The 14,579-nt window shown below is 72.5% G+C and carries 14 protein-coding genes; 5 read left to right on the top strand and 9 right to left on the bottom strand.

Translation table 11 applies throughout. The features are described 5' to 3' along the window. Positions 1–32: 32 nt before the first annotated feature. On the top strand, positions 33–827 hold the full coding sequence (locus ACFP6A_RS12705) for a pyridoxamine 5'-phosphate oxidase family protein (RefSeq protein ID WP_379604076.1): 795 nt from the start codon (positions 33–35) through the stop codon (positions 825–827). Between the two features lie 39 nt (positions 828–866). Here the strand turns inward: ACFP6A_RS12705 and sodN are convergent, their stop codons facing one another. Continuing rightward, on the bottom strand, positions 867–1,268 hold the full coding sequence (gene sodN / locus ACFP6A_RS12700; protein WP_379604075.1) for a superoxide dismutase, Ni: 402 nt from the start codon (positions 1,266–1,268) through the stop codon (positions 867–869). On the opposite strand from sodN, the gene ACFP6A_RS12695 reads away from it, so the two are divergent. Further along, positions 1,227–1,664 carry a S24 family peptidase gene (locus tag ACFP6A_RS12695; RefSeq protein ID WP_379604073.1) on the top strand — a complete coding sequence of 146 codons (438 nt, stop codon included), beginning with the start codon at positions 1,227–1,229 and terminating at the stop codon, positions 1,662–1,664. The two genes, sodN and ACFP6A_RS12695, sit on opposite strands and share 42 nt — an antisense overlap. An 18-nt stretch (positions 1,665–1,682) precedes the next feature. On the opposite strand, the gene ACFP6A_RS12690 is transcribed toward ACFP6A_RS12695, so the two are convergent. The 3 genes from ACFP6A_RS12690 to ACFP6A_RS12680 are packed head-to-tail and all read right to left on the bottom strand — an operon-like array spanning position 1,683 to position 4,129. Beyond that, positions 1,683–2,468, bottom strand: a complete 786-nt coding sequence (locus ACFP6A_RS12690) for an amino acid ABC transporter ATP-binding protein (RefSeq protein ID WP_379604071.1) — start codon at positions 2,466–2,468, stop codon at positions 1,683–1,685. Next, positions 2,465–3,244, bottom strand: a complete 780-nt coding sequence (locus tag ACFP6A_RS12685; RefSeq protein ID WP_379604069.1) for an amino acid ABC transporter permease — start codon at positions 3,242–3,244, stop codon at positions 2,465–2,467. The genes ACFP6A_RS12690 and ACFP6A_RS12685 overlap by 4 nt, the downstream gene beginning before the upstream one ends. Positions 3,245–3,298: 54 nt before the next feature. Next, positions 3,299–4,129, bottom strand: coding sequence for a basic amino acid ABC transporter substrate-binding protein (locus ACFP6A_RS12680; protein ID WP_379604067.1), 831 nt, complete (start codon positions 4,127–4,129; stop codon positions 3,299–3,301). Between the two features lie 164 nt (positions 4,130–4,293). On the opposite strand from ACFP6A_RS12680, the gene ACFP6A_RS12675 reads away from it, so the two are divergent. Together ACFP6A_RS12675 and ACFP6A_RS12670 are read left to right on the top strand one after the other, a co-directional pair. Then, complete coding sequence (locus ACFP6A_RS12675) at positions 4,294–5,484, top strand: NADP-dependent malic enzyme (protein ID WP_379604066.1); 1,191 nt, start codon at positions 4,294–4,296, stop codon at positions 5,482–5,484. A 62-nt stretch (positions 5,485–5,546) separates the two neighbouring features. Then, positions 5,547–6,515 carry a zinc-binding dehydrogenase gene (locus ACFP6A_RS12670; RefSeq protein WP_379604064.1) on the top strand — a complete coding sequence of 323 codons (969 nt, stop codon included), beginning with the start codon at positions 5,547–5,549 and terminating at the stop codon, positions 6,513–6,515. Positions 6,516–6,519: 4 nt separating this feature from the next. Here the strand turns inward: ACFP6A_RS12670 and ACFP6A_RS12665 are convergent, their stop codons facing one another. The 5 genes from ACFP6A_RS12665 to ACFP6A_RS12645 all read right to left on the bottom strand — a co-directional run bounded on the left by ACFP6A_RS12665 (position 6,520) and on the right by ACFP6A_RS12645 (position 12,994). After that, positions 6,520–7,131, bottom strand: coding sequence for a GDSL-type esterase/lipase family protein (locus ACFP6A_RS12665; RefSeq protein ID WP_379604062.1), 612 nt, complete (start codon positions 7,129–7,131; stop codon positions 6,520–6,522). After that, complete coding sequence (locus ACFP6A_RS12660) at positions 7,128–7,307, bottom strand: DUF6104 family protein (RefSeq protein ID WP_379604061.1); 180 nt, start codon at positions 7,305–7,307, stop codon at positions 7,128–7,130. The genes ACFP6A_RS12665 and ACFP6A_RS12660 overlap by 4 nt, the downstream gene beginning before the upstream one ends. 25 nt (positions 7,308–7,332) lie before the next feature. Continuing rightward, the gene (locus ACFP6A_RS12655; RefSeq protein WP_379604059.1) at positions 7,333–11,169 is read right to left on the bottom strand and encodes a multifunctional oxoglutarate decarboxylase/oxoglutarate dehydrogenase thiamine pyrophosphate-binding subunit/dihydrolipoyllysine-residue succinyltransferase subunit; all 3,837 of its coding nucleotides are present in this window, start codon (positions 11,167–11,169) and stop codon (positions 7,333–7,335) included. Between the two features lie 98 nt (positions 11,170–11,267). Next, positions 11,268–12,071 (bottom strand): ABC transporter permease, encoded by an 804-nt coding sequence (locus tag ACFP6A_RS12650; protein ID WP_379604058.1) that lies wholly within the window; start codon positions 12,069–12,071, stop codon positions 11,268–11,270. Then, on the bottom strand, positions 12,068–12,994 hold the full coding sequence (locus ACFP6A_RS12645) for an ABC transporter ATP-binding protein (RefSeq protein WP_379604057.1): 927 nt from the start codon (positions 12,992–12,994) through the stop codon (positions 12,068–12,070). Before ACFP6A_RS12645 ends, ACFP6A_RS12650 begins: the two co-directional genes overlap by 4 nt. 77 nt (positions 12,995–13,071) lie before the next feature. Here ACFP6A_RS12645 and ACFP6A_RS12640 point away from each other — a divergent pair, with 77 nt between their 5' ends. After that, positions 13,072–14,523, top strand: coding sequence for a GuaB1 family IMP dehydrogenase-related protein (locus ACFP6A_RS12640; protein WP_379604055.1), 1,452 nt, complete (start codon positions 13,072–13,074; stop codon positions 14,521–14,523). Positions 14,524–14,579 lie beyond the last annotated feature (56 nt).

Below are 14,579 nucleotides of genomic sequence, written 5' to 3'. Positions count from 1 at the left end.
CTCTGGTGGCGGACGGTCGGGGAGGCGGAGCGGTGCTCGAGCAGCCGGTGGGGGACGTCCTCGTCCGCTCGGTGCGGGCCGCGGCCACCGCGGAGGTGTGCTGGACCGAGGACGCCGCTCCGGCCGGCCGTCCCGTCGTCCCGCTGCTCGACGTCGACCACCCGGTCCTGGCCGTCCCCTACGCGGAGGCGGGTTGGGCGCGTACCCTGGCCACGCGCCCCCGCGTCGTGCTCACCCTGTCCGACCCCCGCCTGACAGCGTCGGGGTGGGCGCCGCTCGCGGTGACCGCCGTCCCGCGGCTGGTCGAGGACCGGGGCGGCGAGGTGTTCGTCGAGACCCTGCTCGACCAGGAGCTGCGCAAGCACCCGCCGTCGCGGGCCCTCGCCGACTCACCGTTGCTGCGCCGGGAGCACTGGTGGTACCTGCCCCGGCTGCTGGTCCACCTCGACGTCCTCGACGTCCAGCCGTTCACCGCCCGCGCCGCGCCGGACGACGCCCTGCTGGTGACGGCCGACCCCGGCGCCGTCCACGTGCCCCGAGTCCGGCCGGTCCGCGTCCCGCACTGGGGCCCTCCGCTGCAGGTGGAGCCTCTGGACGGTGAGTCGCTGCCTGACACCGGCACCGCGATGCTCCTCGGGCACGACTTCACCGAGCCGGACCTGGAGCGGTGGTCCTCCTGGACGGTCGTCGGGCCGCTACGCGACGGGGTCCTGGACGCCGAACCGCCGGCCGAGCGGACCGTCCCCGGGATGCCGGGCCTGCGCGAGCGTGTCCGCCGCCACAAGCGGCTGCGGCGGGCGTGCGAGCAGGGTCTACGGCTCCCGTGAGACGGACCGCGCGACCGGCGGCCGAAGCAAGGCGCGGGATCAGGCCTTCTTGGTCTCCCAGAAGATCTCGGCGATCTCGTCGATCTTCGCCAGCAGCTGGTCTGCCACCTCGACGTCGCTGCTGGCCTTGGTCCCGCCGCCACCGCCGGCGAGCTTCGTCGCCTCGTTGAACAGCTGGTGCAGCTGCGGGTACTTCTCGAAGTGCGGGGGCTTGAAGTAGTCCGTCCACAGCACCCACAGGTGGTGCTTGACGAGCTCGGAGCGCTGCTCCTTGATCATGAGCGCGCGGACCCGGTAGTCGGGGTCGTCGTTGTCGGCCATCTTCTCGGCGATGGCCTTGACGGACTGCGCCTCGATCCGCGCCTGGGCGGGGTCGTACACGCCGCAGGGCAGGTCGCAGTGAGCGCTGACCTCGACCGGACGGAGGAAACGGGAGAGCATGCTGGAGTCCCTTCCATGTTGACGTCGACGACCGGAACGATCTCCCGCGACACTACCTCGGTGCCAGACGTCGTGCAGCCGCAGCGGGGGCTCGGGCTCACCCGGGTCCGTGGCGTGTCGATGGAGCCCACGCTGCGCGAGGGGGACCTGCTGCTCGTCCGGTGGGGCGGCCGTCCCCGGCCGGGGCGGCTTGCCGTCGTCCGCCTGCCCGGGGGACGGCCGCTGTCGGTCAAGCGGTTGGCCCGCCGGGTGCCGGAGGGGTGGTGGGTGGAGAGGGACAACCCCGAGCGCGGCGTCGACTCCTGGCTGGTCGGGGCCGTCCCGGACGACGACGTGCTGGCCGTCGGGCTGTGGCGGCTGCCCCGGTGGCTCAGCGGGCGTTCTCGGCGCGTCTGAGGCAGGACCGGCCACCGTTCACCGGCTACCGCTGACGTCCGTGTGGGTGGGGTCGAGGACCCGCTGGAGAAAGTCGCGGGTCCGTCGTTGCCGCGGTTCGCCGATCACCTGCTCCGGTGGGCCCTCCTCGACGATCACGCCGCCGTCCATGAACAGGACGCGGTCGGCCACCTCTCGGGCAAAGGCCATCTCGTGGGTGACGACCATCATCGTCATCCCCTCCTCGGCCAGGCGGCGCATGACCGTCAGCACGTCGCCCACGAGCTCCGGGTCCAGTGCCGACGTCGGCTCGTCGAAGAGCATGAGGTCCGGGTCCATGCTCAGCGAGCGGGCGATGGCGACCCGCTGCTGCTGCCCACCCGACAGCTGCGCGGGGTAGGCGTCCACCTTGTCGGCCAGACCTACTCGCTCGAGATTGGCCCGGGCGACTCGTTCGGACTCCTCGGCCGACCGCTTGAGCACCTTGCGCTGGGCGATGGTGCAGTTGCCCAGCACGGTGAGGTGGGGGAACAGGTTGAACTGCTGGAAGACCATCCCGACGTGGGTACGGACCTTGTCGATGTCGACGTCCGGGTCGGTGACTTCGTTCGCGCCGATCCGAATAGTCCCTGACGTCGGCTGCTCGAGCAGGTTGACGCAGCGCAGCAGCGTGGACTTGCCGGACCCGGACGGTCCGATCACGCAGACGACCTCGCCGCGGCGGATCGTCAGGTCGATCCCCATGAGCACCTCAAGGGGGCCGAAGGACTTGTGCAGGTCCCGGACGTCGACGACCACGTCACCGGTGGCGGGCACGGGGTTCACCTGGCCTTTGCGGAACGGGCCTCGAGCCGTCGGACGAGCTGGCCGAGGGGGACGGTGATGATCAGGTAGCAGAGTCCGGCGATGAGGATGGGGGTCAGGCTGCCGGTCTGGTTCAGCTGGTCGCGGCCGAACTTGGTCAGCTCGTAGTCGGACACCGCCAGGCCGAGAAGGTAGATCAGCGACGAGTCCTTGGTCAGCAGGATGAGCTCGTTGGTCAACGGGGGGAGCACGATCCGGAACGCCTGCGGGATGACAATGCTGACCATCGCGCGGCCGCCGGACATGCCGAGTGATCGGGCCGCCTCGGCCTGGCCCCTGGGCACCGCCTGGATGCCGGCACGCAGCGTCTCGGCGATGTAGGCCGCGCCGACCAGGCCGAGGGCCAGCATGACGGTCGTGTAGTTGTCGAACCGGGTGCCGAACGCGATCGGGACGCCGAAGCCGAGGGCGATGAACACGAGCAGCGCGGGCACGCCTCGGAAGAACTCGATGTAGAGGTTCGCCAGCCACCGGTAGGGGGCGACGCTGGAGAGCTTCATGAGCGCCAGGACGAGGCCGAGGGCGAGGCCGAACGTGAACCCCAGTGCGGTGTAGACCACGGTGTTCTTCAGCGCCGTGGTGATGACCTCGGGGAACTGGGCGGCGGCGACCTCCGGGTCGAAGAAGGCGCCGCCGATGCGCTCCCAGTCGGCCAGGAGGGCGATCGCCACGACGGCGACGAGGAGTAGCAGGTACTGCGCGCCGCGGATGTACTGCGCCCGCTTGCGAGGCGACATCTGGACTCCTCCGGTGAGGGGCGCCGGCGGTCAGCAGGCCGCCGGCGCCGACCGTCAGCTCTGGCCGGGCGCCTCACCGAACCAGCGCTCGTAGATCTCGTCGTAGGTGCCGTCCTCGCGAATCCGCTCGAGGGTGGCGTTCACCTGTTCGAGCAGCGCCTCGTTGCCGGTGCGCACGCCGAGCCCGTACTGCTCACCGGTGTCGAACTCGGCGGCCACCTTGACGTCGTCGTTCTCCGCGGCGAAGTCGAGCAGCACGCCGTTGTCGTTGATCGCCGCGTCGACCTGTCCGGTCTGGACGGCGGTCTGCAGCAGGGCCAGGTCCTCGAACTGGACGAGCTCGACGTCGTCCGGGGCGTTCTCCTGGGCGTAGATCTCACCGGTCGTCGCGAGCTGGACCGCGAGCTTGCCGCCGGACAGGTCCTCCAGTGACGTGACGTCAGAGTCGGCGGGGACGAGCAGCGCCTGAGTGGCGTCGAAGTAAGGGTCGGAGAAGTCCAGGTTCTCCTCGCGCACGTCGGTGATCGTCATCCCGGCCGCCGCGATGTCGCACTTCAGCGTGTTGAGGTCCTCGCCGGACTGGATGCCTTCGAACGGCGTGTCGATGATCTCCTGCTCGACACCCAGGTCCGCCGCGATCTCGTCGACGATGTCGACGTCGAACCCGACGATCTCGCCGCCCTCGGTGAACTGGAACGGCTTGTACGGCAGGTGCGTGCAGGTGGTGAGCTTGCCCTCGCTGATGAGCTCGATCTCCCCCGACTGCGCGCCGTCGGTGCCGTCGGTGCCGGCAACGTCGCCGTCCGAGCCGCAGGAGGCGAGGGTGAGGGCGGTGACGCCGGCTGTCGCAGTGAGGACGAGACGGCGTCGGGTGTGCTGGATCACGGATCCTCCCGGGTCCTTGGTGAACGTGAGAACTTGTGGCACCCTAGCCACCTCGCGGGTGACCCCCGCCGCCGAGCCGCAGGATCCCGGCCCACCGTGTCGTGATCGTCATCCCGCGGTCGGCACCGCTCAGCGAACCGCTCCAGCGATCCAAGGGGTCACGAATGTCCGCATCCTCCGTGGAACCGGCCTGTACCGGCCACGATCCGAGCCGCCCGGTGTTCCTCATGCACCGTGGCGGCAAGCTCGAAGTGGTGCCGCGCCTGGCGCTGCGCGACCGCGCCGACCTGTCTCTCGCGTACTCCCCGGGCGTCGCCGAGGTGTCCCTCGCGATCGCCGCCGAGCCGGCGCTCGTCGACACGTACACGGGACGGGCCAACACTGTCGCGGTGGTCTCCGACGGCACCGCCGTCCTGGGCCTCGGTGACGTCGGCCCGCGTGCCGCGATGCCGGTGATGGAGGGCAAGGCCCTGCTGTTCAAGCACTTCGCCGGCGTGGACGCCGTCCCGATCTGCCTCGACACCACCGACGTCGAGGAGATCGTCGACACCGTCGCCCGGATGGCGCCGACGTTCGGCGGGGTGAACCTCGAGGACATCAGCGCCCCACGCTGCTTCGAGGTGGAGCGCCGGCTGCAGGAGCGCCTGGACGTCCCGGTGTTCCACGACGACCAGCACGGCACCGCGATCGTGACGCTGGCTGGTCTCGTCAACGCCGCGCAGGTCGTCGGCAAGGACCTCGCCGGTCTGCGGGTCGTCGTCTCCGGCGCCGGTGCCGCCGGCGTCGCCGTCGCCGCCATCCTGCGCCGCGCCGGGGTGCTCGACGTCGTCGTCTGCGACAGCCGCGGGGTCGTCGAGCCCGGCCGGGCTGACCTGCCGGACCACAAGCGGCGTCTCGCCGCCACGACGAACCCGCGCGCCCTGGCCGGGTCCCTCGCCGACGCGCTGGTCGGCGCCGACGTCTACGTCGGCGTCTCCGGCGGCACGGTGCCCGAGGAGGCGGTCGCCGCGATGGCCGAGGACGCCATCGTCTTCGCACTGGCGAACCCCGACCCGGAGGTGGCCCCGGAGGTCGCCGCCCGGCACGCCGCGGTCGTCGGCACCGGGCGCAGCGACTACCCCAACCAGATCAACAACGTCCTCGCCTTCCCCGGGGTCTTCCGCGGCGCCCTCGACGTGCGGGCTCGCCGGGTGACGGAGGGGATGAAGCTGGCCGCGGCCCGGGCGATCGCGGACGTCGTCGAGCACCCGAGCGCCGGGGAGGTCGTCCCGAGCGTGTTCGACGAGCGGGTCGCCCCCGCGGTGGCCGCGGCGGTGGCCGCGGCTGCGCGCCGCGAGGGCGTCGCCCGCCGCTGACCTGCCCGCGCTGATCCTGCCCCCGCTGCCGTCGCCCGCGTCCCTTCGCTAGGTTCGGTCCCGTGTTCGCCGTCTACGCCGCCCGACAGTCGACCGACGACCCGCTGAGCGCGCTCGAGCTCGGCGAACGGCCCGAGCCCGAGGTGCCCGAGGGCTGGGCGCGGGTGCGGCTGCGCGCCGCCAGCCTCAACCACCACGACGTGTGGAGCCTGCGCGGCGTCGGCCTGCCCGCCGACCGGCTGCCGATGATCCTCGGCTGCGACGGGGCCGGGGTGGACGACGAGGGCAACGAGGTGGTCATCCACGCCGTCGTGTCCAGCCCGGGGTGGAGCGGGGACGAGACCGAGGACCCGCGCCGGTCCCTGCTGTCCGAGGTGTACCAGGGCACGTTCGCCGACGAGGTGGTCGTGCCGCGGCGCAACCTCGTGCCCAAGCCCGCCTCGCTGTCGTTCGAGGAGGCGGCCTGTCTGCCGACGGCCTGGTTGACCGCCTACCGGATGCTGTTCACGAAGTCCGGCGCCCAGCCGGGCAGCACGGTCCTCGTCCAGGGCGCCGGGGGAGGGGTGGCGACCGCGCTCATCGCCCTCGGCTCCGCCGCCGGCTACCGGGTGTGGGCGACGAGCCGGGACGTCGACAAGCGGGCCCGCGCCCTCGACCTGGGCGCGGAGCAGGTGTTCGAGCCTGGGGAGCGGCTGCCGGAGCGGGTCGACGCGGTGATGGAGACCGTCGGCAAGGCGACGTGGGCGCACTCCCTGCGCGCGCTGCGGCCCGGTGGCACCCTCGTCGTCTCCGGAGCAACCTCCGGCGCTGACCCCTCGGCCGACCTCAACCGGGTCTTCTTCCTCCAGCTGTCCGTCGTCGGCTCCACCATGGGCACCCGGGACGAGCTGGAACGGCTCGTCCGGTTCTGCGAGAGCACCGGCGTCCGGCCGCTCATCGACGCGACGATGCCGCTGGAGCAGGCGCGGGACGGGTTCGCCCGGATGGTCTCCGGGGACCTGTTCGGCAAGGTGGTCTTCACCCGGCCGTGACGGCTCAGGCGTCCTGGGGGACGCCGAGCCACTCGTGCCAGCCGCCGTGCAGGACCAGCCAGGCGAGCAGCCCGTAGCCGGACTGGCCCGGGTGGGTGCCGTCCCCGCCGGCGAGGTCGGCGAACCACGCGTCGTGCGCTGACAGCGGGCCGAACGCGTCGACGAACGGGACGCCGCGCCGCTGGCACACGTCGGCGAACGCCTGTGACAGGTCACCGAGCCGCGCGTTGACCTCCGTGTCCAGCGTCGGCGGTGGGCCGAGCACGAACGCCGCGATGCCTCGCGACTCGGCGTCGTCGAGGACGTTGGCGAGGTTCAGCCGGCTGCGTGCCGTCGACTGCCCGGCATCGACGTCCGCCCGGCCCAGGCCGACGGCCAGCCGGTTGTCGGCGTCCGTGGCGAACCGCAGGTCGGTCTCCTCCCGCCAGCGGGCGAGCAGGCCGGACGTCGACTCGCCGGGCACCCCGAGCGCGAACACCCCGGTCGCCGGCACCTGCACCGCGGTGCGGGCGGCTACCCGCCCGACCCAGCCGAGCGCGCGGCGGTCACCGACGCCGGCGACGAGCTCGTCCCCGACGACGCAGATCCGCAGCGGCGCCGGCCGCTCCTGGCTCACTCGCCGTCCTCGTCGTCGAGGCGGGCGAGCCAGGTGGCGAGCCGCTCCACCGGGGTCTCGAACTCGGGGTTGAGGTCGACGAACTCGCGCAGCCGCTCGGCCACCCAGGCCAGCGAGACCTCCTCCTCGCCGCGCCGGGACTCCAGCTCCTCGATGCCGCGGTCGGTGAAGTACACCGGATGCTCCTCCGTTCAGCGGCGGTCAGCGCTGGAACGCCTCGTCCACCAGCGCCTGCTGCTCCTGCTGGTGCTTGCGGCTGGAGCCGGTCGCCGGCGACGCCGACGCGGGCCGGCTCACCCGGCGCACGGTCCGCCCGCCGAGCAGGTCGGGCAGGGCCAGGGCGGTGGCCGGCCAGGCACCCTGGTTCGCCGGCTCCTCCTGCACCCACACGAGCTCGGCGTCCCCGAAGGGGCTGAGCGCCTCGGACAGCGCCTCGCCGTCGAGCGGGTAGAGCTGCTCGACCCGGACGATCGCCGTCCGGCGGTCGCCGACCCGCTCACGGTGCGCGGCGAGGTCCCAGTACACCTTGCCGGTGCACATCAGGACGCGGTCGACCACGCCGGGGTCGAGGTCACCGGTGTCGCCGATGACCGGGCGGAACGAGCCGGTGGTGAAGTCCTCCACGGCCGAGGCGGCGGCCTTGAGCCGCAGCATCGACTTCGGGGTGAACACCACGAGCGGGCGGCGCGGACGGGCGTACGCCTGCCGGCGCAGCAGGTGGAAGTACGACGCCGGCGTCGAGGGCATGGCGACCGTCATGTTCCCCTCCGCGCACAGCTGCAGGAAGCGCTCGATACGGCCCGAGGAGTGGTCCGGGCCCTGGCCCTCGTAGCCGTGCGGCAGCAGCAGGACGACCGAGGAGCGCTGGCCCCACTTCTGCTCGGAGGAGGAGATGAACTCGTCGATGACGATCTGGGCTCCGTTGGCGAAGTCGCCGAACTGGGCCTCCCAGAGCACCAGGGCGTCGGGCCGCTCCACCGAGTAGCCGTACTCGAAACCCATCGCCGCGTACTCCGACAGCAGCGAGTCGTAGACCCAGAACCGCGCCTGGTCCTCGGACAGGTACAGCAGCGGCGTCCACTCCTCGCCAGTGGCCTTGGAGGTCAGGACGGCGTGCCGCTGGACGAACGTGCCCCGGCGGGTGTCCTGGCCGGCCAGGCGGACCGGGACGCCCTCCATGAGCAGCGACCCGAACGCGAGCAGCTCGCCGTAGCCCCAGTCGATGCCGCCGGCACGGGACATCTGGGAGCGCTTCTCCAGCAGCGGACGCAGCTTGGGGTGGACGACGAAGCCCTCGGGCGGGGAGACGTGCGCGTCCCCGATGCGCTTGAGCACCTCCAGGCTCACCGAGGTGTCCTTCACCTCGGCAACCGGCTCGTGCTGCTGGGCAGCCGGCTTCTCCAGCCCGGCCGGGGCGTCGTCGTCCGCGGGACGGTCGGGGGTCCGCTGGGCCTCGGACTGCGCCTCGCGGGTCTCGGTGAACACCCGCTCGAGCTGCTGCTGGTAGTCCCTGAGCGCCTGCTCCGCCTCCTCCACGGAGATGTCCCCGCGACCGATGAGCGACTCGGTGTAGAGCTTGCGGACCGAGCGCTTGGCCTCGATGAGCGAGTACATGAGCGGCTGGGTCATCGACGGGTCGTCGCCCTCGTTGTGGCCACGGCGGCGGTAGCAGACCAGGTCGATGACGACGTCCTTGTCGAACGCCTGCCGGTACTCGAACGCCAGCCGGGCGACGCGCACGCACGCCTCCGGGTCGTCGCCGTTCACGTGGAAGATCGGTGCCTGGATCATCTTGCCGACGTCGGTGGAGTAGAACGACGAGCGGCTCGACGCCGGTGCCGTGGTGAAGCCCACCTGGTTGTTGATCACCACGTGCACGGTGCCGCCGGTGCGGTAGCCACGGAGCTGGGACAGGTTCAGCGTCTCGGCCACCACGCCCTGGCCGGCGAACGCCGCGTCGCCGTGCAGCAGCACGGGCAGCACCGGGAACGTCGACCCGCCCTTGTTGAGGCGGTCCTGCTTGGCCCGGGTGATGCCCTCGAGTACCGGGTTCACCGCCTCGAGGTGCGAGGGGTTCGCGGCCAGGTAGACCTTCGTGGTGTCCCCGTTGTCGGCGCTGAACGTCCCCTCGGTGCCGAGGTGGTACTTGACGTCGCCGGAGCCCTGGACCGAACGCGGGTCCTGCTGGCCCTCGAACTCGCGGAAGATCTGGCCGTAGCTCTTGCCGGCGATGTTGGCCAGCACGTTGAGCCGCCCACGGTGCGGCATGCCGATGCACACCTCGTCGAGGCCCTCGTGGGCGGCCTCGGACAGCAGCGCGTCGAGCAGCGGGATGACGCTCTCCCCGCCCTCGAGGCTGAACCGCTTCTGCCCCACGTACTTCGTCTGCAGGAACGTCTCGAACGCCTCGGCGGCGTTGAGCCGCTTGAGGATCCGCAGCTGCTCGTCGCGGGTCGGCTTGGCGTAGGGCCGCTCCACCCGCTCCTGGATCCAGCGGCGCTGCTCCGGGTCCTGGATGTGCATGTACTCGATGCCGACCGTGCGGCAGTACGAGTCGCGCAGCACCCCGAGGATGTGGCGCAGCTTCATCACCGGCTTGCCGCCGAAACCACCGGTCGGGAACTCCCGCTCGAGGTCCCACAGCGTCAGGCCGTGGGTCTGGATGTCGAGGTCGGGGTGGCGCCGCTGGCGGTACTCCAGCGGGTCGGTGTCGGCCATGAGGTGACCGCGGACCCGGTAGGCGTTGATCAGGTGGTAGACGCGGGCGGTCCTGTTGAGCTCGTCGTCCTCGGACACGAAGATGTCCCGCACCCAGCGGACCGGCTCGTAGGGGATTCGCAGCGAGGTGTAGATCCGGTCGTAGAAGCCGTCCTCGCCGAGCAGCTTGGCGTGGATGATCCGCAGGAAGTCCCCCGACTGCGCGCCCTGGATGATCCGGTGGTCGTACGTCGAGGTCAGGGTCAGCACCTTGCTCACGGCGAGTCGGGCCAGCGTCTCCTCCGAGGCGCCCTGGTACTCCGCCGGGTAGTCCATCGCCCCCACGCCGATGATGGCGCCCTGGCCCTTCATCAGCCGCGGCACCGAGTGGACGGTGCCGATGGTGCCGGGGTTGGTCAGCGAGATGCTCGTGCCCTGGAAGTCCTCGATGGTGAGCTTGCCGTTGCGGGCCCGCCGGACGACGTCCTCGTACGCCGCCCAGAACTGGGCGAAGTCCATCGTCTCGGCGTTCTTGATGGCCGGGACGAGGAGCTGGCGGGAGCCGTCGTCCTTGAGCAGGTCGATGGCGATGCCCAGGTTGACGTGCGGATTCCGCAGCACGGCGGGCTTGCCGTCGACCTCGGTGTACCCGTAGTTCATCTCCGGCATGTCCGCGAGCGCCTCGACGACCGCGAAGCCGATGAGGTGGGTGAAGGACACCTTCCCGCCGCGGGAACGGGCCAGGTGGTTGTTGATCACGATCCGGTTGTCGACCAGGAGCTTGGCCGGCACCGACCGCACGCTCGTCGCGGTCGGCACCTCCAGGCTGGCCTCCATGTTGGCGACCACCCGGGCCGCCGGGCCCTTGAGCCGGACCGGCTCGACCGGCTCCGCACCGCCACCCTCCTGCGCCGCGGGGGCGCTCTTCGGCTTGGTCTCGGCCTGCGGTGCGGCCGCGGGCTTGGGGGTGCGCGGTTCGGCGGGCACCGGCGGGGCGGCAGCACCGACGGCCACCGTGTCGTCGGCGCGCCGGAAGTCGCTGTTCGCCGCCTCCGGCCCACGGGCCTTCGGCTCCGGGGCCGGCCCCGGCCGGACCGGCTCGGGCGACGACTGCTCGACGTGGTCACTGGGTGCGCTGCCCTGGCCGCGGACGCCGTTGCCGCGCTTGTAGTCCTCGAAGAACTCCCACCACGCACGGTCCACCGAGTTCCGGTCCTCGAGGTAGCGCTGGTAGAGGTCCTCGACCAACCACTCGTTGGGCCCGAAGTCGGCCGCCGCCTCCGGCGGGACGCTCTGCCCAGGTCCGGTGGGACGGGAACCGGAGGAGTCGGTCTGGGACACGGCGGGGATCGCCCTCTTCCACGGTCGTGAGCTGAATGGTCGCCGGTCCAAACCCTAGTCGTCGGCAGGGCCGGCGGGCACGCCGGCCCGCAGGCCGGTCAGGCGACGTCGCGGCGCACCGTGGAGGCCCAGCCGAGCACGAAGAACACGACGGCGTAGCCGGCCAGGACCAGACCGCCGGCCCACCAGTCGAGCAGCTGGACAGGGCTGCCGACGGTGAGAAGGCTCCCGCCCGCCATCGCGTCACCGGCGGCCCCCGGCAGGTAGCGGGACACCTCGCGGGTCGCCGACCACGCTCCCAGCCCCAGCCGCAGGATCGGCTCCACGAGCTGGGAGAAGGCCAGGACGACGATGACCGCGGCGACCTGGTTGCGCAGCAGCGCTCCGACCCCCACGCCGACCGCGGCCCACAGGCCCATGCCGAGCACGCTCTGCGCCAGCGCGCGCAGCACCTCACCGGTCAGCCCGGCGTCCTCCCCGCGCAACGCGAGCACGCCCGCGGCGCCGCCGAGGCCGGCCAGCACCCCGACGACGCCGAAAAGGAGGCCGACCAGGGTGGCCGAGACCAGCTTGGCCAGCAGCGCGAGGCCGCGTCGTGGTGTCGCCAGGAACGTGTAGGTGAGCGTCTGGTACCGGTACTCGGTGGTGATCGAGAGCGTGCCGACGAGCAGCGGGAACACGTACCCGAGCGGCATCGCGACGGTGTAGAGCGCCAGACGCATCTGCTCCGGTGGCAGCGGTGGCGGACCCCCGGCGGCCTGCGGCCCGGCGGTGAAGGCCAGTGCGAGGAAGGCGGCGATCGCCAGCACGTACCCGGTCATGACGAGGAGCAGCACCCACCACATCCGGGTGGTCGTCGTCTTGCGCAGCTCGACCCGCAGGGCCGTGGGGAACCCGTTCACCGCGCCACCCCTTCGTGGGCGGTCAGCCGGAGGAACGTCTGCTCCAGCCCCTCGTCCTCGGCCCGCAGCTCGTGCAGCTCGATCCCGGCACGGTGCGCCGCGTGGCCGACCTCGGCGGCCGTCATCCCCTGCACCCGAAGTGACCCGGGGGCGCCGTCCACGGTCGTGGCGCTCGCCCCGGCCCCGGTGAGGACGCCGGCCAGCCGGTCGGCGTCCGGGGAGACTACCCGCACCGTGCGCCGCGCCGTCTCGGCGAGGTCGGCCAGCGAGGAGTGCTGCACCAGCCGGCCGCGGGCCATGATCACGACGTCGTCGACCGTCTGCTGCACCTCGGCGAGCACGTGGCTGGATATCAGCACGGTGCGGCCCTCGGCCGCCAGCGCCCGCAGGAACCCGCGCAGCCACGCGATGCCTTCGGGGTCCAGCCCGTTCGCCGGCTCGTCGAGGACGAGCACGGGTGGGTCCCCGAGCAGCGCGGCGGCCAGACCGAGCCGCTGGCGCATGCCGAGGGAGTACCCGCCGGCGCGGCGGTCAGCGGAGTCGGTGAGGCCCACCAGAGCGAGCAGCGCGTCGACGCGAGAGTCCGGGACCTCGGCGGTCAGGGCGAGCACCCTCAGGTGGTCGCGACCGGTCCGACCGGGGTGCACGTCGCTGGCCTCCAGCAGCGCCCCGACGGTGCGCTGCGGCGCCTCGAGGTCGGCGTACCGGCGACCGCCGACGGTGGCCGTCCCTGCGGTGGGGGTGACGAGGCCCAGCAGCATCCGCAGCGTCGTCGTCTTGCCGGCCCCGTTCGGGCCGAGGAAGCCGGTGACCCTGCCGGGTGGCACCGTCACGCTGAGGTCGTCGACGGCCCGCACCGGCCCGAACGTCTTGCTCAGCCCGCGGAGCTCGACCAGCCCCGGGTGGACCGTGTCGGTCGCCATCGCCACCCCCTGACCTCGACGGGCATCCTGCCGGACGACGCGCCGCAGGTCACGGCCGGGTGCCACCATGGTGTGTCGTGCGCTTCCTCGACGGCCGTCCGCCCACCGACCTCACCTACGCGGACGCCTTCCTCGTCCCGAGCCGGTCCGCCGTCGCCTCGCGGCTGGACGTCGACCTGACCCCCACCGACGGCACCGGCGCCACCGTCCCGGTCGTCGTCGCCAACATGACCGCGGTGAGCGGCCGGCGGATGGCCGAGACCGTCGCCCGGCGCGGCGCCCTCGCCGTGCTGCCGCAGGACATCCCGCTCGACGTCGTCGCCGACGTCGTGCGCTGGGTCAAGTCGCGCCACCCGGTGCTGGAGACCCCGGTGACCGTGCGCCCCACGGACACCGTCACCGACGTCCTGCACCTCGTGCCCAAGCGGGCGCACGGCGCCGCGGTCGTCCTCGACGACGCCGAGCGGCCCGTCGGCGTCGTCACCGAGGCGGACTGCGCCGGCGTGGACCGGTTCACCCAGGTGCACCAGGTGATGTCGGCCGGACCGTTCACCCTCGAGGCCGCCGACGTGCTCGCCGACGGCGGCCTGGAGCGTGCCTTCGACGTCCTCGACGGCGCCCGGCTGCACCTGGCCCCCGTCGTCGATGACAGGGGCCGCCTCGCCGGCCTGCTGACCCGGCGCGGCGCGCTGCGCTCCCGGCTCTACACCCCGGCCACCGACGCGGCGGGTCGGCTGCGGGTCGGGGCGGCGATCGGCATCAACGGCGACGTCGCGGCGACCGCCGAGGCCGTGCTCGCCGCCGGGGCCGACGTCCTCGTCGTCGACACCGCGCACGGCCACCAGGAGCGGATGCTGGCCGCGCTGCGCACCGTGCGGGCCCTGGACCCGGCCGTGCCCGTCGTGGCCGGCAACGTCGTCACCGCCGACGGGGTGCGTGACCTCGTCGAGGCCGGGGCGGACGTCGTGAAGGTCGGTGTCGGCCCCGGCGCCATGTGCACGACCCGGATGATGACGGCCGTGGGCCGGCCGCAGCTGTCGGCGGTGATCGAGTGCGCGGCCGCGGCCCGCGAGGCCGGTGCCGCCGTGTGGGCCGACGGGGGCGTGCGCCACCCGCGGGACGTCGCCCTCGCCCTGGCCGCCGGCGCCTCCCAGGTGATGGTGGGGTCGTGGTTCGCCGGCACCCTCGAGAGCCCCGGTGACCTGATGACCGACGAGGCCGGCCGGCCGTACAAGGAGTCCTTCGGGATGGCCTCGGCGCGGGCCGTGGCCGCCCGGACCCGCCGGGACTCGGCCTTCGAGCGGGCCCGCAAGGCGCTGTTCGAGGAGGGCATCTCCGCCTCCCGGATGCTGCTCGACCCGCAGCGTCCCGGGGTCGAGGACCTGCTCGACCACATCACCTCGGGGCTGCGCAGCGCCTGCACCTACGCCGGCGCCTCGACGCTGGCCGAGCTGCACGAGCGGGCCGTCCTGGGCGTGCAGTCCGCCGCCGGCTACGACGAGGGCCGGCCCCTGCCCACCGGCTGGTGACCTCCGCGGCGGTGCCCGCACGGCTAGCATGGGTTCCGCGATGGACGATCATCCTT

The sequence above is a fragment of the Quadrisphaera sp. GCM10027208 genome (assembly GCF_042658805.1).
Classification (GTDB): Bacteria; Actinomycetota; Actinomycetes; order Actinomycetales; family SCSIO-59966; genus SCSIO-59966.
Note: the sequence above shows the minus strand (reverse complement) of the source record. Positions and strands in the feature narration are given on the sequence as shown.

Bases quoted from the DNA above. Each gene is read 5' to 3' on its own strand.
- sodN (WP_379604075.1), bottom strand. From the start codon at position 1,268: ATGCTCTCCCGTTTCCTCCGTCCGGTCGAGGTCAGCGCTCACTGCGAC.
- ACFP6A_RS12685 (WP_379604069.1), bottom strand. From the start codon at position 3,244: ATGTCGCCTCGCAAGCGGGCGCAGTACATCCGCGGCGCGCAGTACCTG.
- ACFP6A_RS12675 (WP_379604066.1), top strand. From the start codon at position 4,294: ATGTCCGCATCCTCCGTGGAACCGGCCTGTACCGGCCACGATCCGAGC.
- ACFP6A_RS12645 (WP_379604057.1), bottom strand. From the start codon at position 12,994: ATGGCGACCGACACGGTCCACCCGGGGCTGGTCGAGCTCCGCGGGCTG.